Origin of the sequence: Dendronalium phyllosphericum CENA369 (assembly GCF_016056275.1) — a bacterium.
Taxonomy (GTDB): Bacteria; Cyanobacteriota; Cyanobacteriia; order Cyanobacteriales; family Nostocaceae; genus Dendronalium; species Dendronalium phyllosphericum.
The window spans coordinates 1-18,587 of sequence record NZ_JAECZA010000253.1 but is presented as its reverse complement, the minus strand read 5'-3'; the positions used below and the strand labels follow the sequence as shown (position 1 = coordinate 18,587).

General features: G+C 40.2%; 24 protein-coding genes and 1 pseudogene. 5 read left to right on the top strand and 20 right to left on the bottom strand.

Annotated elements, in window-relative coordinates; all coding sequences use genetic code 11:
• Positions 1-259 (top strand): annotated as a pseudogene (locus I8752_RS29690) (hypothetical protein); the annotation flags it as partial.
• Here the strand turns inward: I8752_RS29690 and I8752_RS29685 are convergent.
• The 11 genes from I8752_RS29685 to I8752_RS29640 form a co-directional block, all read right to left on the bottom strand.
• On the bottom strand, positions 256-1,716 hold the full coding sequence (locus I8752_RS29685; protein WP_225895990.1) for a P-loop NTPase family protein: 1,461 nt from the start codon (positions 1,714-1,716) through the stop codon (positions 256-258). The pseudogene I8752_RS29690 and the gene I8752_RS29685 sit on opposite strands and share 4 nt — an antisense overlap.
• Positions 1,713-2,288: a hypothetical protein gene (locus I8752_RS29680; protein WP_214435800.1), complete on the bottom strand. Its 576-nt coding sequence runs from the start codon at positions 2,286-2,288 to the stop codon at positions 1,713-1,715. The genes I8752_RS29685 and I8752_RS29680 overlap by 4 nt, the downstream gene beginning before the upstream one ends.
• Positions 2,289-2,359: 71 nt before the next feature.
• Positions 2,360-3,031 carry a hypothetical protein gene (locus I8752_RS29675; protein ID WP_214435799.1) on the bottom strand — a complete coding sequence of 224 codons (672 nt, stop codon included), beginning with the start codon at positions 3,029-3,031 and terminating at the stop codon, positions 2,360-2,362.
• A 9-nt stretch (positions 3,032-3,040) separates the two neighbouring features.
• Entirely contained in the window at positions 3,041-3,343 is a 303-nt protein-coding gene (locus I8752_RS29670; protein WP_214435798.1) for a hypothetical protein, read from the bottom strand.
• Positions 3,315-3,449, bottom strand: a complete 135-nt coding sequence (locus I8752_RS38240) for a hypothetical protein (protein WP_263986571.1) — start codon at positions 3,447-3,449, stop codon at positions 3,315-3,317. The genes I8752_RS29670 and I8752_RS38240 overlap by 29 nt, the downstream gene beginning before the upstream one ends.
• Positions 3,433-3,696, bottom strand: a complete 264-nt coding sequence (locus I8752_RS29665; protein WP_214435797.1) for a hypothetical protein — start codon at positions 3,694-3,696, stop codon at positions 3,433-3,435. Before I8752_RS29665 ends, I8752_RS38240 begins: the two co-directional genes overlap by 17 nt.
• Positions 3,693-3,899, bottom strand: a complete 207-nt coding sequence (locus I8752_RS29660) for a hypothetical protein (RefSeq protein ID WP_214435796.1) — start codon at positions 3,897-3,899, stop codon at positions 3,693-3,695. Before I8752_RS29660 ends, I8752_RS29665 begins: the two co-directional genes overlap by 4 nt.
• Before the next feature lie 7 nt (positions 3,900-3,906).
• A complete protein-coding gene (locus tag I8752_RS29655; protein WP_214435795.1) occupies positions 3,907-4,173 on the bottom strand; it encodes a hypothetical protein in 267 nt (88 codons plus the stop codon).
• Positions 4,166-4,324 (bottom strand): hypothetical protein, encoded by a 159-nt coding sequence (locus I8752_RS29650; RefSeq protein WP_214435794.1) that lies wholly within the window; start codon positions 4,322-4,324, stop codon positions 4,166-4,168. Before I8752_RS29650 ends, I8752_RS29655 begins: the two co-directional genes overlap by 8 nt.
• A complete protein-coding gene (locus I8752_RS29645; RefSeq protein WP_214435793.1) occupies positions 4,321-4,737 on the bottom strand; it encodes a hypothetical protein in 417 nt (138 codons plus the stop codon). The genes I8752_RS29650 and I8752_RS29645 overlap by 4 nt, the downstream gene beginning before the upstream one ends.
• A gap of 4 nt (positions 4,738-4,741) precedes the next feature.
• On the bottom strand, positions 4,742-5,674 hold the full coding sequence (locus tag I8752_RS29640) for a hypothetical protein (protein WP_214435792.1): 933 nt from the start codon (positions 5,672-5,674) through the stop codon (positions 4,742-4,744).
• A gap of 341 nt (positions 5,675-6,015) precedes the next feature.
• On the opposite strand from I8752_RS29640, the gene I8752_RS29635 reads away from it, so the two are divergent.
• The 4 genes from I8752_RS29635 to I8752_RS29625 all read left to right on the top strand — a co-directional run bounded on the left by I8752_RS29635 (position 6,016) and on the right by I8752_RS29625 (position 10,755).
• On the top strand, positions 6,016-6,195 hold the full coding sequence (locus I8752_RS29635) for a ribbon-helix-helix domain-containing protein (protein WP_214435791.1): 180 nt from the start codon (positions 6,016-6,018) through the stop codon (positions 6,193-6,195).
• Between the two features lie 168 nt (positions 6,196-6,363).
• A complete protein-coding gene (locus I8752_RS29630; protein WP_214435790.1) occupies positions 6,364-7,089 on the top strand; it encodes a hypothetical protein in 726 nt (241 codons plus the stop codon).
• A 268-nt stretch (positions 7,090-7,357) separates the two neighbouring features.
• The gene (locus tag I8752_RS38235) at positions 7,358-7,492 is read left to right on the top strand and encodes a hypothetical protein (RefSeq protein WP_263986565.1); all 135 of its coding nucleotides are present in this window, start codon (positions 7,358-7,360) and stop codon (positions 7,490-7,492) included.
• Positions 7,492-10,755 carry a DUF5906 domain-containing protein gene (locus tag I8752_RS29625; RefSeq protein WP_214435789.1) on the top strand — a complete coding sequence of 1,088 codons (3,264 nt, stop codon included), beginning with the start codon at positions 7,492-7,494 and terminating at the stop codon, positions 10,753-10,755. Before I8752_RS38235 ends, I8752_RS29625 begins: the two co-directional genes overlap by 1 nt.
• Before the next feature lie 649 nt (positions 10,756-11,404).
• Here the strand turns inward: I8752_RS29625 and I8752_RS29620 are convergent.
• The 9 genes from I8752_RS29620 to I8752_RS29580 all read right to left on the bottom strand — a co-directional run bounded on the left by I8752_RS29620 (position 11,405) and on the right by I8752_RS29580 (position 18,058).
• Entirely contained in the window at positions 11,405-12,451 is a 1,047-nt protein-coding gene (locus tag I8752_RS29620; RefSeq protein WP_214435788.1) for an ATP-binding protein, read from the bottom strand.
• Positions 12,452-12,496: 45 nt separating this feature from the next.
• On the bottom strand, positions 12,497-12,916 hold the full coding sequence (locus I8752_RS29615; protein WP_214435787.1) for a hypothetical protein: 420 nt from the start codon (positions 12,914-12,916) through the stop codon (positions 12,497-12,499).
• 2 nt (positions 12,917-12,918) lie between these two features.
• Entirely contained in the window at positions 12,919-13,383 is a 465-nt protein-coding gene (locus tag I8752_RS29610; RefSeq protein WP_214435786.1) for a hypothetical protein, read from the bottom strand.
• Positions 13,384-13,530: 147 nt separating this feature from the next.
• Positions 13,531-14,007 carry a hypothetical protein gene (locus I8752_RS29605; protein WP_214435785.1) on the bottom strand — a complete coding sequence of 159 codons (477 nt, stop codon included), beginning with the start codon at positions 14,005-14,007 and terminating at the stop codon, positions 13,531-13,533.
• A gap of 53 nt (positions 14,008-14,060) precedes the next feature.
• On the bottom strand, positions 14,061-14,570 hold the full coding sequence (locus tag I8752_RS29600) for a hypothetical protein (protein ID WP_214435784.1): 510 nt from the start codon (positions 14,568-14,570) through the stop codon (positions 14,061-14,063).
• Between the two features lie 11 nt (positions 14,571-14,581).
• Positions 14,582-15,091 carry a hypothetical protein gene (locus I8752_RS29595; protein ID WP_214435783.1) on the bottom strand — a complete coding sequence of 170 codons (510 nt, stop codon included), beginning with the start codon at positions 15,089-15,091 and terminating at the stop codon, positions 14,582-14,584.
• 170 nt (positions 15,092-15,261) lie between these two features.
• Positions 15,262-15,516 carry a hypothetical protein gene (locus I8752_RS29590; protein ID WP_214435782.1) on the bottom strand — a complete coding sequence of 85 codons (255 nt, stop codon included), beginning with the start codon at positions 15,514-15,516 and terminating at the stop codon, positions 15,262-15,264.
• A 244-nt stretch (positions 15,517-15,760) separates the two neighbouring features.
• Positions 15,761-17,578 carry a HEAT repeat domain-containing protein gene (locus I8752_RS29585; protein ID WP_214435781.1) on the bottom strand — a complete coding sequence of 606 codons (1,818 nt, stop codon included), beginning with the start codon at positions 17,576-17,578 and terminating at the stop codon, positions 15,761-15,763.
• A 3-nt stretch (positions 17,579-17,581) separates the two neighbouring features.
• Positions 17,582-18,058: a hypothetical protein gene (locus I8752_RS29580; protein WP_214435780.1), complete on the bottom strand. Its 477-nt coding sequence runs from the start codon at positions 18,056-18,058 to the stop codon at positions 17,582-17,584.
• Positions 18,059-18,587: the final 529 nt, after the last annotated feature.

The following is an 18,587-nucleotide window of genomic DNA, read 5'->3' as shown; positions in this document are numbered from 1 at the left end:
ACTAACTTATCTACACCGTACTCAACCCGACTCTCCTGCCATTGAGATTCTTAACCCCCTTGAACTTAAGATTTTAAAAGCTAAGTCCCCCAAACTTCCCAAAGTACTAACAGTTAGCTGGGCTGTTGAAGCCGTTGCTCGTCTTGGTGGCTACTTAGAACATCGAAGTAAAACACCCATTGGTATTCAAGTACTGTGGCGAGGTTGGTTAAAATTACACGACCTCTGTGAGGGCTGGCAGCTTGCAAAACAGACTTAACGGGAAAAGTCAGCTTGATCAATGGGTGGATTTGGGTTAGACTCGGCTGCTACAATATCGCTAAAATCAGATATTTTAGCGGTCATAATCGGCAGATTAACATCAAGCCATTCGTTGGAACTGTCGAGTTTTACCTTTGCTTTACCAGTAGATTTAGGCTGTAGTGTAATTGGGTCAACTTCAGCTAAACATTCAACCATTAGCATTTTAGAAACAAGGTTATAAAGCCCTTTGATACCAAATAAACAAGTCTGGGTATTGTTGTGAGCAACCACAGTTAAAGGCATCTCTTGTTTACGGCTTTTGGTCAGTGCCAACTTGCCAAATTTTGACAGTAATTCCTCATCTTTAATAAAATCTCCGTAGGTGGTTGCCTCCTCACAAATTAAAGACAAAGCTTTCCCCTCGCTCCAAAGTTTCTGCCGCCATTGCTCCTCACTGAAAGAGGAATTATTGAAGGTTTTTAGCCGTTCTTCTAATTCTTTAACGTAGTCGCGGATCTGCTGCTCGATATCGTCCCAGGAATGGTAACTTTCAACCCCTCGCCATTCTGCGCGGTTAGAATCAGGGTCAAGGACAACCACCCTATAACCTGCCTGTTTTTTCTGTTTAACAACGTAACGAGCCAGCCAAGATTTACCGCCGCCTTGGTTGCCCCAGATAAGGGCAGTTTGTTTGACTAGGTTTTGTACCCAGCTATTAGACTGGGCGATCGCCGCTTGTTCCTCCCCAGTTACTTTATCGTCACCCCTGGCGATATCCTGCATCGACTGTCCCGGCAATGCTCCGGCTGGCTGTCCGGTTGCCTGCTGTAGTTGCGCCCGTGCTTCTGCCTCTGCCTTTAACCTGACCTGCTCTTGGAATATGGCTAATTCTTCAGGTGTCATTTTTGACAATTGTGCTGCTCTTACCCGGCGATTCTCTGACCATTGGTGAAACTCGTAGTCTAACTGCGCGGTGTAACTTTCCTTGTGGAGTCTTAAGCCTTCTCGTATCTTGCTGATCAACCAGTTAGCTTTTAGCTCATTCCTGACTTCGGGTATGAGGAGCATCAATCGCCATTCCCTAGCCTTGGATAATGCGAAAGCACCCCCAGTTAACACAACGCAGGCTAGACCCCAAAGCGGCTTATCAGGGTTACTTGGGGGGATGATTCTTAGACGGGTTGCCTTAGTGGGCAGGAAGCTATCACGCTGAAACTCCGGGTTAGCTGGTGCGTAAGAAGAGGCGTTAAACTCGTTCTCAGGCATGATGTACCGCTTTTCTTGTGTACAGTACCCTTGACGGTTAACTGGATTGGTGAGGGTTTCAGGGATGAAGCAATACTCAACCAAACTTTGCTGAGTGCCAGTAAACGATTTTGCCCCACAAATTAACCCAATGGCCGCCAGCACTCCTACGGTGATATTGTTCGCTTTTCCTGAGCGCAAGTAATCTTCAAACTGCTTACGTTTCATTGGTTTGTTCCCCTGACGATTGCTGCCAACACCAACAACCCAAAAGCAGCTAACCCAATACTCATCCAAGGTGTGTCAGCCTTGGGAGTTGGTTTAACTTCGTAGCTTTTAACCTCTTGATAGAACCGTGTTTTACCTACCTTAGATGCATTAGAGACAGCCCTCTGTTCATCAAACGCCAGCCACAATGCAACACCTACGCTCACTGTGGAGGCAGTTGCTACCATGAAGTCTTTACCGATGTGGATTCTGCCGTCGTAGTGAATTTTAGTAAGGGTATCAGCGAAGAATAACCCCAATACAATGCTGCCCAGTGTGCCAGAAGCCATTGCCCCAATTCCCAGACTTGTTAGTAGGCTGACTCCAGCATTGGCGGCGAACACCCCCAGGAACGTGGCTAGGGCTTTGTTGAGGAGTTGTTTGTTACTGAAGACTTCACGAATAGATTGCTCTAGCCGTTCGCTATCTTCAGACTCTGGAGTTTGTTGCTGTTCTTGAGTTTCACCCCAAATCAGAGGTGTAGACTGTTCGCCGGGGTGGAACTGCGATAGTAGGGATTCCATTTCATTCATACTTACCTCGCCTGGGGTGACACAAAAAAAGCCAGAGTCTACCCGTACCCTGGCTTTGCACGAACTAGAGCTTAGATGCCCATGAAATTGCGGAACCACTGCCCTACTCGACTAATCCCAGCAGTACGGCTGTAGTTTGGCTTGGGTATGCGGTCGGTTTTTGCTTCACTTCCTTGCGCCCACAGTGCGCCAGTTACAGCAGTTTCATAAGCTCTAGAAGCTGCGTCTTGAGCATCTGGCAGTTTGTTAGAAGCTCTAATTAAATCAGCCTCGTATTTTGCGATCGCCATGAGGTCGGCTGTGGCCCCTGCTATCTGAATCAGGCTTGACCGTTGAGCGTGTCGGGTTGCCTCGGCAGTCGTAGCATTAACGTGTTCCGCCTGCATCTCGCTCATCTCGTTCTTGAAACGCAACTCACCTTGTTTTGATGAATTGATAGCTTTGAGCGTTTGAGTTCCGTGCTTCTGGGTCAGTTGCACCAGTTCGGCATAAGCTTGGTTCACATCCCCGGTTGTCTCGATAATCTTTCGGTATGCCTCCAGTGCCTTGGGTAGATTGGCTTTGGCAGTGTCAGACAATCTCGCCATGTCTGCAATAGAGGTGATTACCGTTTGGTCGCCTAAAACGGCTTTGTTGAAATCATCAGCCGACACATCAAACAACTTACCCATTGCGCCGAGTGTACCAGGGGCATTGTTGGAGATATGGTTTTTTAACTTGGCAGATCCATAATTCCGAGCCATATTTCACTCCTAGCGTTGGTATTTGAGTTGATTAATCAATGCTTCTGCCAGTCCCAGGTGTTCGCCAATATGCACTCGTTTATGAAGACCTTGGGCAATCGGAGAGACTGTTGAAAGTGCATTGACTGCTGCATTTCTACCTTGGACATTTACCTCTGCATTCAACAAATTTTGCACGACTCCGTGTAGAAGCAACAGTTTTTCTATCTTGCCCAGGTGTTCAAATGTGCTGCCGTATTGTTGCTGAAGTTCATCCAGGTAGGAGCCATCATTGGGCATTGTGTTAGTAAAATAGCCGATGGGTTTGCTCATTGTTGCTAATATCTTGGTTGTGACGTGTGCTTAATACGTACAATCGAGGCGATCGCCTTGCTTTGGTCGGCGGTGCGATCGCTCCTCCACTATTCTTCATTCCCATATAAAGCGGCTCTAGCTAATGCACTGGCTAAGAAACCGCCCCCACATACAAAGATTCCTCCGATACTGAATTCCCGCTGCTTTGCCCAGTTAACACGACTCATCAAGGTATTTTGGGCAGAATTTGTTGCCATTATGCTCAAGCCGTGACAAATCAAGGCTGCGCTGCCGAATAATCCTACTGACAAGAGAAGTGCTATCGCGGTTGCGTGTAACGCGGTATCAATCGAGTCAATCACTTTCTTCATTGGTTGAATCCTTCAAGACTAAATACTTGTAATGGTTCAGAGCTTGGTAATGCTGAAAAACTCAGTTCGTTAAGCGCTTGAATAGCGTCTCCAATTGATAAATCTGGGTGATAGTCGAGTGCTTGAAACTGTGGATGCTGCCGAATTTGGGTTAGTAATTGTTGGGCTTGTGCAATTAAGTCTGGCAACGGTTGACTACTCATATTCACCTCAAAAAATTGATAACTGCAATGATTCCTGGCTGATGACCGAAGCGTTCGTACTCATGCCTTCAACTTGGTAACAACGAGTAGTTAAAGCCTTATGATTCAGCGTTAAATCAGCCTTTTTTCGTTGTCCCGATAGAGGGCGGAAGATGTACTGGGGCGCTCTAATTGTGCCTGTTTGGTAAAGGTATTGGTACAAGGTTCTATCAATTTGATAAACCCTTGATTGGGTAAGTAAGGTTGAGTCATAGACTCTGTAATGGTTATTCATTGCTGCCTCTTAAAGACTTAACAAGGGTGTCGCCATAGTTAACTAACAAAATGGTAAATAGCTGAGAGTAGGTATTGATTCCTGTTTGTTCAATGATTTCTTTGGCTTTAGATATGTGCTTTTCATCCAGGACTACACGGGTTTGACTCATAATTTAAGACTCCTCATCAATGCTTGACCTTTCGGTTTCTCTATTGCTTGTGTTTGCTCAATTGGTGTGATTTCTGTCTGAATTTGAGGCTGTTGATTTACAGGTTTTGTTAGAGGTGTTTGAAAACTGCTGACATTACCTGCCAAGTATTCTGAAATTAATAAATTTGTGGCAGAGGCTATGTTTATCCCTCTTTGTGAGCCATATTGTGACAACCAATCATGATGGCGTTTATCTAGTCTCACTCTTGTTTCACTTGTCTCAATCTGTGACAAATTCGAGAGTTTTAAGTCCCATTTATGTTTGATTGCATCCAACAGCAGATTTACGGTGTCACTCAGCTTTGAATAGTTGAGTGATTGTCTGATTCCCTCAACTTTTGCAGCAACGAGAGCCGCTAAACGTACTTGCATTTCTTCACATAGCTAACAATGCTTGAATGTTGGACAGATGAGGGTCAACAGGAATATAGAATCCTGGTTTGGCACTCAATTTATGGCGTACTAAATTGGCACATCCACCAATCAGCATGATGTTTGTGACATCGGCCAAGTAATCATTAGCAGCTGTAGTAATGCCATCCATTAATCCGTTGAACCAGTTTTCTAACAAGCCAGGGAAGACTGAGGAAAAGTCGTACTTCCGCCCGTAGGTGAAAGAACCGTCAGCGATCGCGTCCATCATTTTGGCTACCTTAAAGGCAACGTTATCCCGCTTGGCGTAACTCTGCATTAGGTCAGAATTGATAATGTCGTTAGCTAGGGAGACACCGCCCACCTTGGGGATTGAACGACGGGTAAGCACTTCACCACCGGGAGTCATGACAACATAGTTAGTAGTGCCGCCGCCGATGTCGATGCCAAGTGTATCGCCTTCAATGTCGAGTAAGCCTTTTTTGTAACCGTTGACTACAGCCACATCGGTTTCTAGGTAAAACTCAACATTCTTGATGCGGTGTTTATAGGTTCTGCCGTTGACTGTGACTTGATGATCTGCAATCAAAGTTTGACGAATGGTGTCTTCATCCCAATGATTGCGCTCTGGTACTAAGAAGCGGACAGTTCCTTCAAAATCCTGCCTTAGCCCTGCTAGGGTGAAAGGTTTAACAAATTCTGGTAACTGCTTGCCTCGCTCGGCGGCGGTTTGTGGATTTTTCTGTTTGGTGGCACGTTCGCCCAAGACTAATACTTTGTTGTCTAGTTTGACGCTGGGGGACTCCTCAGTGTCGTAATCTCTGGCGCTGGTGTAGGTTACATCTTGAAAGACTGAGCGCATCACGCGAGGTTTTTCACCTTTGAGTGCAGTAATGCTGGTGAAGTTGCCAATATCTGCAAAGTAAATATTGATCACTTGCAATCTCCTATTAAGCTAGTAGCAGCCTTAATTGGCTGTTGCTAACCCAAAGGGGGTACTCGGTTGTACTTTTTTCTCTTAGTTCCCTAAGCCTGGACTGCCAGAGTCTCACTCACGCTTGCTCCCGGCATGTTACCAAAGGAGATACTTGTTACGTCCTACCTAGTTTTCATGGTTCAGTCATGAACTATTCGTTTAACGTCCTTATAGATGATATATTAGCACTAGTAGTTACTAAATAGGCACTACTAACTACAAAGTAGGCACTACAAAAACTTATACCTCTAGACAAAACCATTAGTTATGCTCATACTTAATAGTGCCTATTTAGAGTTAATATGTCCCCAAAATATAGAGGTAAGCGAGCAAATGTAACTTTTCCACCTGCGGTTTTTGATGCGATCGCAAAAATCGCTAAGGCAGAAACACGAACTGTATCAGCAATGATAGTTATTTTGTGTGGAGAGGCTTTAAAGCAAAGAGGGGTTGAAATAGCAACAGAAGAAAATAATGATTAACACTTACTACCCATTACGGTGTAGAGGTATAGAAAGACGTATTTAACTTTCGCCTACAAAAGCACCGGATAAAGAGTTTAATAAATGACTATTGATTCAAAATGCAATGTCAAGCATTAGTATCAGTACAGGGAGTGCTAATTTTACATTATTAATTTTGATCTCGCCATGTTAGCCGTGAAAGACCCGCAACCCGATTTTCAACTTCCGCCGCACAATGAAGCGGCGCTAGAGGGACTTAGGGAGGCGAAAGACTATGAGTCCACTGTTGCTCTAGCAGCTAGTGGTTCTGCGCTGGCTACAGGCGGCATAGTTCATCCGTTAGGCTGGTTACTTTTTGGATTGGCTTACAAGCCGTTGATACGACTTGAAAAAATTGTGCGGCTGGAAAAATTAACAGCCCTACTTTTGGATGAGTTTAAAAGTGAGGGGATACAAGTCTTTCCGGTACTTCAGATCGAGTCCAAGAACCCTATCGACTTGTTTGTAAGATTTCCACGAACAACTCACCTGTTTATCTCCATCCGCTCGAAAGGAGACAGCGAGATTGTTTACAACGAAAAGAGGGAGGTTTTGCAGGTTAAGAGGAAAAATAAGAGTGGTTTAAGAACCTGGGAACCTTGCCCTCTGGTTGAGCTAGCAGATTATAAAAGCTGGCTTGACAAGAATAGAAATTTATTTGGGATGTCCTCTCGTGAAGCTCAAAAGACACCCACAGCAAAAGTTTTGGTCTTATGGCCTCCAACTAAGGCGGCTAGCGATCACAATCTACATCTTTATTCTGAGATCGGAAGTATGAAAATTCTAGCTCTCAGAAGAAAAGGCACTGCGTTTGTTATTCAACAGGAGGAAGTAACCGAGTTTATTAAGGCTTGGTTAGCCCAGTACAAATAGGCTAAACAATGAAAACCCCACGTCCTGCGAGGACAGCGAGGTTTTCAAATGGAATTGGGGTATCGGGTTAAAAGGATGCCTGATCAATATCCCTAATAGTAATTTTATCGTACATGATTTGGTGTAAAGCTAATGTAACACTGGCTGACCAGATGTCAACAGCGATTCAGGAATTTTAGAAGATTATATTTTTGAACGTTTGTACTAAAAGATTACTGCCACGGGATAGCTCCAATTCCTCCACTACACATACTGGAGGATTTGTAAAGTGTCACAAAAGCTATTTAATGACTCAGCCACGAACGGCAAGCCATATTACACACTGGCTCAACCATTACAATCGCCAATTTATCTATTAAGCAATGGTCAAAAATTAAATAATGCTAAGGGAGGTATCGCGTAATGGTTGTACAATTCCCCCATGAAACAGCGATCGCCTCCTTTGATATTCGCAATTTTGTAGACCAGCTAGAACCAGCTCCTGAGAAAAATAAATACATCTGCCCAGTTTGCGGTGGTCATAACCTCAGCATTAACCCCAGTAACGGCAAATACAGTTGCTACAATAACTGCCTTCACCGAGATGTTAGAGAAGCAATCAAACCTTGGAATGAGGTATTAGAAGAAAGAAAACTGGGACAGCCATTACAAACCACTAGGCTCAAGCCAATATTGGCGAAAAAACCAGCAGCTTTATCCAAGGTTTTAAATCTCGACCCATCACAGTTAAGGGTATGTAGGCTCAACGGTGAAATCACCACGCCACAGCCCATAACACCCGATTTCGTTCCCAAGTCTGTCGCCATCAAGCTATCGGATTCGGGAGCCACACCGTCGGAATTAAAACAAATTAACGTGATTGAATACGACTATGGCAACGAGCGTCAGGCTCACAGATTTTCTTGTCCCTGTGCCGCCGTTGCTAAAGGCAGAGTCAAAACATTCTCAGTCAGCCGAATTGACCCCATAACTAACAAAGTTGCATGGAAGAAAGAAGGTTATTGGCCTGCTTACAGACAAGAGGAAGCGATCGCAATTATTCAAGCCACAGACGGCATCCCCGTACTGCTGGCCCATGAAGGTGAAAAATGTGTAGAAGCAGGCAGAATCGCAGGTTTAGCTGGCATTACTTGGGTGGGCAGCTGTTCCGAGCAGAATATACTCTCCTCATTGACCCAAATCAAGCACTCTTCCGGTAAGGATTTTCTACTGGCTTACTGCACTGATAATGATGAAACTGGTTGGAAGAAAGCCCAGAAACTCAAAGCAATTTGCGACCAAGCCGATGTAAATTTTGTTACCATCGACTTGCTAAAAATTCAACCCGCTCTGCAAGATAAAGGAGACATAGCAGATATTTTTGAATCTGGCATGACAGGTGATGAATTAGTAGAACTGCTACTTAAGCAGATTGAAGAAATTACCACTCTTAAGCAACAAGAATCAGCCCAAGACACAGTAGATGTTGCCTCTGGTGGCGACGAGGAGCCAGACAGCACATTCCTACAAAAAGGGTTTAACACCCTTTACGGTGAAACAAAATGGATGTGTGCCGATGGCAAGCTGTACTACTGGCATGGCAAAGGCTACAGATACTCACCTGATTCGGTCGAGCGTCGGCGCATCACTAATTATTGCAATTCCTATCAAGTTATCAAGCAAACTGGCAAGAACTTTGTCATCACCTACCCCTACGCCAAACCAAGCATTGTTAAAGAGTTATTGGAGTGGGTGAAGCTGCGAGTCGAAATTGACCCGCAATTACTCAACCCGCCAGGGGTGAACTGTACCAATGGCGTGTTAGGTGTTGACTGGGCAGGCCCCATACCTGTGCCAGTATTAGAAGAACACAACCCAGACAAACACTTTTTTACTTATGAGCCATTGGTGAAGTATGACCCCCAAGCAGAAGAGAGACACTGCGATCGCCTGCTGTCATGTTTGGACGAACCACAACAGCAAATTTTATTAAGGAACCTGGGGGCAAGTCTTGATTTAGCGTCAGTTCGCAAGCGTCGCGGAAGAGAAACAAAGGTAATACTGGCTTGTGGTTTGGGTGCAAATGGTAAGGATTCCATTCGGCAGGTAGTATCTATCATCTACGGTCATCAAGGCATGACCAGCTGCTCCTTAGCTGACTTTGTTGCTTATGATGAAGGGCGGAAATTTGCATTAGCTCCCCTGGTTAACAGCCGGGTGAATTGGGCATCAGAGAACCCACAGACCACACGAGTCGATAAAATTCAATCGCTGAAGCTGTTTGCTACTGGTAACGTCTTACACTCCGAGCGCAAAGGCAAAGACCACATCGAATATGACCCCAGAGCCATCGGCATTTTCAACTTGAATGAAACCCCTCCATTACACAGCACCACTCAAGCCATTCTCGACCGTATCGCCGCCCTGATTTTCCGCAGAACATTTAAGACCAACCCTGACCCCAACAACCCCGATGAGTTACTAGCTGACCCTCGGTTCGCTTATGACTTGGATTTTGTACGGGAGTGTGTTGCCCCAGCGTTTTTAAACAAGATGATTGCTGGACTCCAAGCATTAATCGTTGAGGGCATTGACTACAGCTGTACTTCTTCGGCCTTGGAGGAGATTCAAGCGGAAAACTCACACCTGTTCCAATTCTGTAAGGATACAGGGCTGGGTTACAAGGCTTCTGGCATCGTCACCGCATTTGATATCTGGCAACGCTTAGAGAATTGGTACATCGATAACGGTACTTTGTCCTTTGAAGAGTCCAGTACTGGCAAGGTCAGAGCGATTTGGCAGGAACAATCTAAGCCCAGCGATAAAACAGTCAAGGCGATTAACCAAGCCCTACCCAGAATTAAAGCATTGTTCCCCAAAGCCAAATTAACCACTGTTCCCCACCCATCAGGTAAGCGAAAATTACAAGCACTGCAAGGAATTAGTTTTGATAATGTGCCAATGTCAATAACTGGCACACCCATAGCAATAAGTTCTAATTCCACACCTGTTGCACACCAAATCCCACACCAACAAAGCCTTATAAATCAAGACTTCCACACCACCCACACCAGTTATGAGGGGTTCAATGAAGAAAATCAAAATAATGAACTAAATGTTGATCTAAATGAGGAGCCAAAATCAGATATTCACACCAGTGTTGATTGGGGTGATCGGGAAGATGATTCTAATGTGGAGTCAAAATTAGATATTCACACCTCAGTTGATTCTGAAAATAAAGTAGAGGGCGCTCCATTGGTGTGGTCGGTGTGCGATGATGTGCCACCAAGCACTACAGCCGATTCAACTGGTGTGGATACTGGTGTGGAGGACGAGCTTATTGCTATGCCAAACAGCTTATTGACAACTCCAGCAGGCAATTCATACAGCGAAATAGCACAAGCTTGTCCAGAATCGGATGATAAAGCGTCGCAGCAGAGGGCCAATACTCAACCGCATGAATTGCCAAAATCTTCCACCTCTGGTTCTACCGTCGAATTGTTAAGTGAGGAGAAACTTATGGCCAATGTGGAACTGATTAGAGAGTGCATTGCCGATCAGTCCTGGGACATGATTGCTGGACTTACAGAAGAATGGACTGTTGAATTTAAATCTGCTGTTTGGAAACGGTTGACTTCTTATGAACGCAAGACAGTTAAGCAACTCAAGCCACAATTCGATACCTGAATCTAGTATCAGAAATTCTTTTGCAGTGCGATCGCTGTTGCTAGTGTAATGTTGAGTCGCTAATTTAACACGCAAAAGTTTACCAATAGCTGGTAGTTAAGCCCTCTGATCCAAAAATGGCTCCTGAGATAAAAACCAGCAAGTACGAGCATGGGAGAATTAATTTACGAAAATAAAGATTTTTGGTTAAAAGGGGGCTAATTTGCCAACAAAAAACAAAAACCCCACAAAATCTGTGGGGAAATCAGAACCAGGAATATAGAACAAAAGTACTATATACGGTGATAATCAAGCAAGCTTTCGTGCCTGTATGTTTGTCATGCTTTAGTAGGATTACTGAAAAGCTACTGAAATCAACCATGCTGCTCGTTGACTTTATTTAAGAAATATGATGTTGCTGATTTCTTAATTGCGATATCAAATCCAGGCAGAGAGAGCCTTTCAAGAGCCAATGCTGCGTATCGCTGTTACGCGGTCGAACATGGGGTGAAAGTAGCGAGTCTGACACGAGCCGCCACGCAAAGTTTGTAAGTCTTGCTAGGAAAGGCTTACAAAAATAAAATTGCTCATTTACCCCCGTCTACTGACAGTTGAAGAAGTACAGCAATTGATTTAATATAGAATCAAGTATACAAAAATACTAACTTTTTTAACAATTACTGTCTTGAGCTACTGCCGCATCGTATCGTTCTTTTATCTCAGGAGTTAATTCATCACGAGTAAGTGTTGTTTCTTTGACAGCAGCAATTTTATTTTTAGATAGTGTAGAACCAACTTGTTCTTTACCATTACGAACTTGATAAATTGCCTCTAATAAATCTTGCTGAGAAACTTTACATTTATCCGCAGTGCGAGCAACTGCTTTGCTAGCAGCTAGTTTAACAACATTTAAAATATCACCACCTGCTAAACCAATAGACTGAGAAGTTAACCAATCGAAGGTTACATCATCCGCACGAGGAATTTCATTCGGTAATAGATACTGCCAAAGTTGGAAAAGACAATCTTCATCGGGAAGTTCAAACTCAATATGAGCTAAGATTCGTCGAACAAAAGCCCCATCAAAATTTTCTGGTAAATTCGTCGCAAAAATGACAATACCATCAAAACTATCGAGTTGTAAAAGCATTACCGAACGACTGACATTGACTCCGTGGTCAGCACTTTGAGTTACACTAGTTAATCTCTTACCTAGAATGGAATCTGCTTCATCGAAAAATAGAATTGAATCTGTCTCTTTAGCTTGCTTGAAAGCAGCAGTTATATTTTTCGGTGTTTCACCAACATACTTAGACTCAATTTCTGCATAATTAACGGTGATAATTTGCTTATTGAGAAGTTTAGCGATCGCTTCTGCACATGATGTTTTACCTGTTCCTGGTTGTCCGAAAAAGTTAAGAGCGACTCGACAACCAGAAGGGTCAATCTTTTTTAAATTCCATTCGTTATACAACTTGTCATGATAGCGAATACGATTTAAAGCAGCTTCAATTCTTTCTCTGGTAATTTTAGGTAAAATCACATCATCAAGATTGCGCTGAGGAGTTTGTGGAATAAAAACTTCCGTTCTTGTTATATCGTTATTATCTGGTTTGATATTTTTATCTTTTTCGGATTCAGAATTCGGAGAAGTATGGTTTTTCTCTCTAGCTTCTTTAGTTCCATTTTCTTGAATTCTATTCCAACCCATTGGCATATCAATAACCCTATTAAAACTACAAAGTCTGACAGTTTCAAGTCTTCACATAACTTGGCTCATAATACTCATCTTACCGACTTCTTTGATTACTTTCTCTTTCTGATTAGTATTCATTTTGCCGAATTCTTCTATGGATAATTCACTTTCACTAACTTTAACTTTTCCTGTTTCCTTAGTTTCGACATAGACTAGAACTTTTTGAACATTTCCTGCGACTGCATCAATATCTAGATAGACATCTAGCAATTTACTTTCTTGCAAGTTATTTTCATGCAGCCAGTTTTGTACTTTAAGTCGTATCGGTTCTCTATTTGTTTCTAGCCATTTTGCTGTTTTAGCACGTAAAATTGGTACATATTTTTTGATAGTATAATACACAAAAATAGATGTTATAACTGTGATGATAGCACCTATAAACCCAAAAATTACAGCACCAATAGCTTGCCAGATTTGATTATTCATAGTTATAAAATTGATTGACTATTAACTAAAGGTAAATTCCAAGGAACGGTAATACTTGTATCATTACGTTGTAAAAATTCTTTACGGATAGCAAAAGGTAAATCATCCCATGTTCTTTGTGTGTTGGCACAGAAAGAAGTACCATCTTGAAAACTAGCATTCAGAAAAACTTCCACTGTTGATAGCGATGAACGACGTTGGAATACCAATTCAACTGATTCAATCAGTTCTGTTATTTTTCTAGTAAGTTCAGTATCTTCTCCCCTATTTAAAGCTTGGAAAATAGAGCTAGGAGAATAATTTAATTTTCTGCTTAAAGATTCTGCGAGAAGCCTATCAACCCATTCGTCCAAATCGTTCTTTACTTTTATGTCGCTTTTATCAATCATTTCTTTGATAAATAAACCTCCTGTAACTAATAGGATAGTGCCAGCAATACCAAAACCAAGTAGATTAATAATCTTCATGAGGTTAATTCCATTAATTAAAAGTAAGCTGATGTGTAGCTAAATTATACAAGTCAACAGCAGAAAGTCTTGTATTACGAAGAGAAGCGCTTTGCGCGGGTTCTCCCCGCGTTTTAATGTACAAATTAGATGCGTTACAGCTTAAAATTAGTTAATCATTTCAAGTGAGTCAACATTTTTATCTTTTTCGGCAGTATAATCGATGTCAAAATTATTTTCTTTACTCTTCATCCAAGATTTTCTAACATCTAGAGGTAAATCATCCCAATTAATTTCCTCTTCAACCTCCTGTTTTGTTACTGTTTTTGATTCTAAAGTCTTAATAATGTATGAAGTAGTTTTTCTCACCCATTTACTAGAGCTTGTTTTCTCAAAATGCATCGCCATTTTTAATAAATACTGACGAACTTTATTCCACGCAGCTTTTATTCCTCGACGTATAGATACAACTACGTTATCTATCCATGTAAAAGCTTTTTCAACGTATTCAAGAATCTCAGGTAAATGCTTCTCAACGAATGGAAAAAAGCTCTGTCTTGCCCAATCAGTGACTTTTTCCCAGAACCATAGTAAAGCTACACCTATAGCTGCAAAAATTACTTTAATTGAATCACTTGAATTCATATTTAATCCTTGATCGGTTAGTTGACAAATGAAAATAAAATTACAAATCAATTTTATTGTTCCATCACCATCGCTTCTGTCATAGCTTCTAATTCTTTTTCTCTTATTTCCATCACATCAATTTTATAATTATGTTGACTATCTTTTAGCCAAGCTTCTCTTACTTCTGGTGGTAAGTTATCCCAATCAAGGTCTTCTTCTATTTCTCTTTTGACAAAAACTGGTTGGTTTGCTTCAAACTTTTTAAAGATTATTGATATTGACTTTTTTTTCCAAATAGCAGATGAAGTTATATTTTCAAATTGCACAGTCATTTTTAAAAGAAATTGTTTCACTTCTTGCCATGCTTCTTTTACAGCATCTACAATTTTATGATTAACTTTAGCCATAGAAATAAAAGCCAACTTAACTGAACTTTCAAGAATAGAAATCATATTTTTCCGAATCCATTCGAGAAAATTTAAATACGTCCATTCTAAAATTTTATGCCAAATAACGATAGCTATTGTAATAGCGATAGCAAACACTTTTTCTAATATTGTGGTCATATTTTCTTGATACACATTAATAGCTCCTAGCTTTGATAAATTTGAAAAGATATAGATTCTTCTTTCTCTTCAATAAAAATATCTCGAATTTCTTTTGGTAAATCATCTAAACTGATTCCTGACTCTTCGATTCTTTTTAATGTCGGTTTATTACTATCGGCTAGCAGAGCAAATATTTCAGTTTTCTGATTGTATGAATTCGTTTGTATATCCCGATAATAATGAACTTTGACTGCTATCAACTGCTCTTTGATGAGAGATATTAATTCTTGAGTTTCTATGCTGGGTTCTATCTCAGTGATTAATTTTGAGTCTGTTTCTCCACAAAGAAAATAAACTGCGCTCAGACAAGTATTAAAATTATTATTTTTATTATCAATTTTATCTTGGATAAATTTAGCTATGTATGTATATACTTTTGATTTATGCTGTAAATCAAAATCATCTTCAAAATTGATGAAAAAGCTCAAAATCTCAAGTATCTGCTTTTTAACACTCGCTAATAATTGACCATTGGTAGATTTTTTTTCGGTCATACTTTTGATTTCTATATTTATCTCTTCAAATAAGCTTAGAATATTTTCTGTTTTCTGTTGAGAATTTATATTTGACGTTTTACTTACACCTCAGCTTATTTCTAAATTAGATATTTAACAAATTAAATATCGAAGTATTTTATTTACCCAATTTATATGAACCACCATAACTAAACATAAAATCCATATTTTTCCTTCAGAAAGTCTTTCAATTTCTGATTGGGTTCTTCTCCATAACAAGAACCAATAACTTTGCCATAGTCCTCTAAATCAATGCTTTGATTTGATTCAAGTGCCTTCAAAAACTTATCCTCTAAAGCTGGTGTAATATAAACAAAATAATAAGCCCATCTACCAGTACTATCTTTGGCTTTGAGTTTATGAACAAGATGACCTTGTTTTGCGATCAGTTTATCTACATGCATATCACTATGATTTCCGAATGAGTTTGAACTATTGGGACTTAGACAAAAAGTAGCCACAAAAAAGCCTCAAATGTATATATACAGAGAGTTTGACATCGATTTGCCTAGTTTCTTGATATATCTGGGTTTCAAGCCTTTTTGAGCAAGAGGTGTATTTTCCTTACCCTGTATGGGTTTGAGGCTTGTTTAAGTCCCGCTATTTGACTATAGGTTTTCGCTTGACGTTAACTTTGCTTGAAATATTCTATTTCTTAAATTTACGTAAAGCATCGATCACAACATTCCGAATCTCTTTATTTTGATGATTTATCATCGATTTTAAAACCTGCCTCCCTAATGGACTTGCAACACCAGCTAATGCGTAAGCATAGCCACTAATATACGTTCGTTCTAATTGGTCGAGTTGATATTTTAGTACCGCAACATTACCCATTCCAATTAATGCTAGAAAGCAGCGATCGCGTAATCCATACTTATCTGTATTATTTTCAGGCTGATTCGCTCCTCGTATAAGTTCGGAGATGACTTTAGAATTGCTAATAAAGACTAGATAAACTAGTGCTTCATCACGTTGTTCCCATAGATAGGTTTCATCTTTAAAAATCTCTAGAAGTGAGTCTACCATTTCGGGAATAAAGAACCCCAATCGTCCGAGAGCAACTGCTGTATTTCTTTTAACTTTGCTCGGCAAATTTGTAAAAATTAGTCTCTTGATGACATCAATTTCTTTTGAATGATCGATACAAGCTACTTTTGGTAAATCTCTTTGAGGTTTAGCACCATCTGCCACAACTGCCCATTGATAAATCCAATCAGCTTGGAAAAATATAGTTGCTTTAGAGTTACAAATACTCAAAATCAAAGCAGCATTACTTCGAGCAAAGATATCATGTTTCTCATTAACAACAACTCTTCTGAAAACATCAAGTTCACGCTCACTAAAAGTATATGCTGTGTAAGAATGGCTAGTTTTGGCATTCGTTAACCATACAGTAGCCCATATAGCAGCAGTTGATAATCCATAATTACTTGTTGTTTCTTGTTCGATCGCAGTTAGTAAGACTTTGATAACTTCACGTAATAGTATGTTCGATAAAAATCCTATCTTTACGTCGTTATTTTGAATTTGTGCTCGAAAAAATATATTTACTAAGCTTAATGCTGAATCAACACGTTCCTCAATTGAGCAAAAAACACTTAATTTTTCTAATAATGGAATTAATATTTGAGTCGCATTTGATGCATCAACAACTTGGCTATTTATAATTTTTGTATTTAAGAAGATACAGCCAATATGGTTTCTACGAATATCACGGGCTTGTATATATTTTTCTAATAATTTTTTTTGTAAAAATGATCCAAAGCGTGACTGCATCACAGCATAAAATGCTTTGTCAATTGATGTATTTAAATTATTATTAAAACCATCAAAATCATTAATATTATCTATCGCTTTATTGATAGCAAAAATGACTGTATCTTCTTTCCAATTTACATCCATGACAAGACATTGCATCGCAAAACTAGACAAAGCACGAGCTTCTCTGGGAGAGAAATTAGGAGACAACAACATTTGGATCACGTCATCCACCGCGATTGTACTTATCTCCCCCTGTTTGTAGGTATTTTGCTCTAGTTTAAGCATCCAAAATTGCATCTTAACCTGCCAGTCAGTAGATACAATTGGCTCGGTTTTTTGGCTCTGAGAAAAAATTTCAATTGGTCTATCTACAATAGGTATGTCGTTAACCTGCTGACACAAATAATCAAAAATCTCTAGTTTATTTTGTTCTAATGTTTTTTGATTACTGTGTTCTTGAAAAAAATTTATATCCTTAGTAATTCTTTCAATTTGCTGACTATCTTTTTGCCAAGATTCTATATCTTTTGTAATTATTTCATGTTGCTGCCGACATTCTTTAATTCTTTGCCGGAGTTCAAATGTTGTAGCCGCGCTACTAGTAAAAGAAAGCTGTTCTTGAAAATAAGCAAGTTTGTCTAGCCAAGTATTTCTAGCTTGTTTTAAACTTTCTAAATACTGTTCATTCTGAAATCCAGTCATTATCTACCTCGGAAGTTTACTTCTGACTGTTTTTAATACTTTTGAGATCAATCCTTCCGTTTCCATTTCTAGTTCGTAAGATGCGATCGCAGGAATTAATGGTAAAACTAACTTCAACTTGGCTGAAGCGGTTTTATCTTGCTTATCTAATTTGTCTCGAATAGTATGCAGGAGAGGAATCAATTCAGAAGAGTCGTTATTAGAAGATGTCTTTTCGATAGAATCAACCGCTTGTTCAACCTCAACTAGCTGGCTTTCTGCTTCTTCGTCGGAAATGATGATTGCTTCTTTCGGATAAAGTTCCCAGTATTCAGTCTCATATTTACGAATATCAGGAAGTATTTCTCGCTTGATTCGTTGTTTTAATTCAAAGTTAGCAGATTGACTAGCGATAGTTAACTCTTTTTGAAAGTAGCCTAGTTTTTCGTAGAGTATTTCTAAAATTTCTTTGATATCGTTTAATCTAGCTTGATCGTTCATTGATGCTTCCTCGTAAATTTATGACCATGAGCCAAGAGTTTTTCATAAAGATGGGAAAATACTAATCTAAAATACTTACAACAAAAAATAAATTAATACTTGTATGCCTAAGTAATCATATTCAGCGTGGCATCATATTTTACTATTACCACATAGTTTCTGTTGTAAATTACGCAATTAATGAAATAAATCTTTAGTTAGCTGATTGTTTAGGCTAATAATTCATGCAGCATTCCACAATTGGGCTATTTCGTGTAATGCTGCTGTCAAAGTCTTTTCAATTCATTCATATCCCTGGCTCTCGAGTGGCCATAAAAATACCTGCGATGGACAGCCGCAACACCTAATGCCGGTCAGTAGTATTAGAGGCTGGAGTTTCCACTTCCAAGTTGTCCCGTCGCTTCTTGACTGAAAAGTCCGGCATAATCTGTCGCTCTACACCTCTGAGCGATCGCTGTTTTTATCGAAAAGCAATTTCAGGTTCTGTAACTCTTGAAAGCTCAAAAAACGCAAGTCATCCACCTTCTGT

Bases quoted from the DNA above. Each gene is read 5' to 3' on its own strand.
- I8752_RS29685 (WP_225895990.1), bottom strand. From the start codon at position 1,716: ATGAAACGTAAGCAGTTTGAAGATTACTTGCGCTCAGGAAAAGCGAAC.
- I8752_RS29680 (WP_214435800.1), bottom strand. From the start codon at position 2,288: ATGAATGAAATGGAATCCCTACTATCGCAGTTCCACCCCGGCGAACAG.
- I8752_RS29675 (WP_214435799.1), bottom strand. From the start codon at position 3,031: ATGGCTCGGAATTATGGATCTGCCAAGTTAAAAAACCATATCTCCAAC.
- I8752_RS29670 (WP_214435798.1), bottom strand. From the start codon at position 3,343: ATGAGCAAACCCATCGGCTATTTTACTAACACAATGCCCAATGATGGC.
- I8752_RS38240 (WP_263986571.1), bottom strand. From the start codon at position 3,449: ATGGGAATGAAGAATAGTGGAGGAGCGATCGCACCGCCGACCAAAGCA.
- I8752_RS29665 (WP_214435797.1), bottom strand. From the start codon at position 3,696: ATGAAGAAAGTGATTGACTCGATTGATACCGCGTTACACGCAACCGCG.
- I8752_RS29660 (WP_214435796.1), bottom strand. From the start codon at position 3,899: ATGAGTAGTCAACCGTTGCCAGACTTAATTGCACAAGCCCAACAATTA.
- I8752_RS29655 (WP_214435795.1), bottom strand. From the start codon at position 4,173: ATGAATAACCATTACAGAGTCTATGACTCAACCTTACTTACCCAATCA.
- I8752_RS29650 (WP_214435794.1), bottom strand. From the start codon at position 4,324: ATGAGTCAAACCCGTGTAGTCCTGGATGAAAAGCACATATCTAAAGCC.
- I8752_RS29645 (WP_214435793.1), bottom strand. From the start codon at position 4,737: ATGCAAGTACGTTTAGCGGCTCTCGTTGCTGCAAAAGTTGAGGGAATC.
- I8752_RS29635 (WP_214435791.1), top strand. From the start codon at position 6,016: ATGTCCCCAAAATATAGAGGTAAGCGAGCAAATGTAACTTTTCCACCT.
- I8752_RS29630 (WP_214435790.1), top strand. From the start codon at position 6,364: ATGTTAGCCGTGAAAGACCCGCAACCCGATTTTCAACTTCCGCCGCAC.
- I8752_RS29625 (WP_214435789.1), top strand. From the start codon at position 7,492: ATGGTTGTACAATTCCCCCATGAAACAGCGATCGCCTCCTTTGATATT.
- I8752_RS29620 (WP_214435788.1), bottom strand. From the start codon at position 12,451: ATGCCAATGGGTTGGAATAGAATTCAAGAAAATGGAACTAAAGAAGCT.
- I8752_RS29615 (WP_214435787.1), bottom strand. From the start codon at position 12,916: ATGAATAATCAAATCTGGCAAGCTATTGGTGCTGTAATTTTTGGGTTT.
- I8752_RS29610 (WP_214435786.1), bottom strand. From the start codon at position 13,383: ATGAAGATTATTAATCTACTTGGTTTTGGTATTGCTGGCACTATCCTA.
- I8752_RS29605 (WP_214435785.1), bottom strand. From the start codon at position 14,007: ATGAATTCAAGTGATTCAATTAAAGTAATTTTTGCAGCTATAGGTGTA.
- I8752_RS29595 (WP_214435783.1), bottom strand. From the start codon at position 15,091: ATGACCGAAAAAAAATCTACCAATGGTCAATTATTAGCGAGTGTTAAA.
- I8752_RS29590 (WP_214435782.1), bottom strand. From the start codon at position 15,516: ATGCATGTAGATAAACTGATCGCAAAACAAGGTCATCTTGTTCATAAA.
- I8752_RS29585 (WP_214435781.1), bottom strand. From the start codon at position 17,578: ATGACTGGATTTCAGAATGAACAGTATTTAGAAAGTTTAAAACAAGCT.
- I8752_RS29580 (WP_214435780.1), bottom strand. From the start codon at position 18,058: ATGAACGATCAAGCTAGATTAAACGATATCAAAGAAATTTTAGAAATA.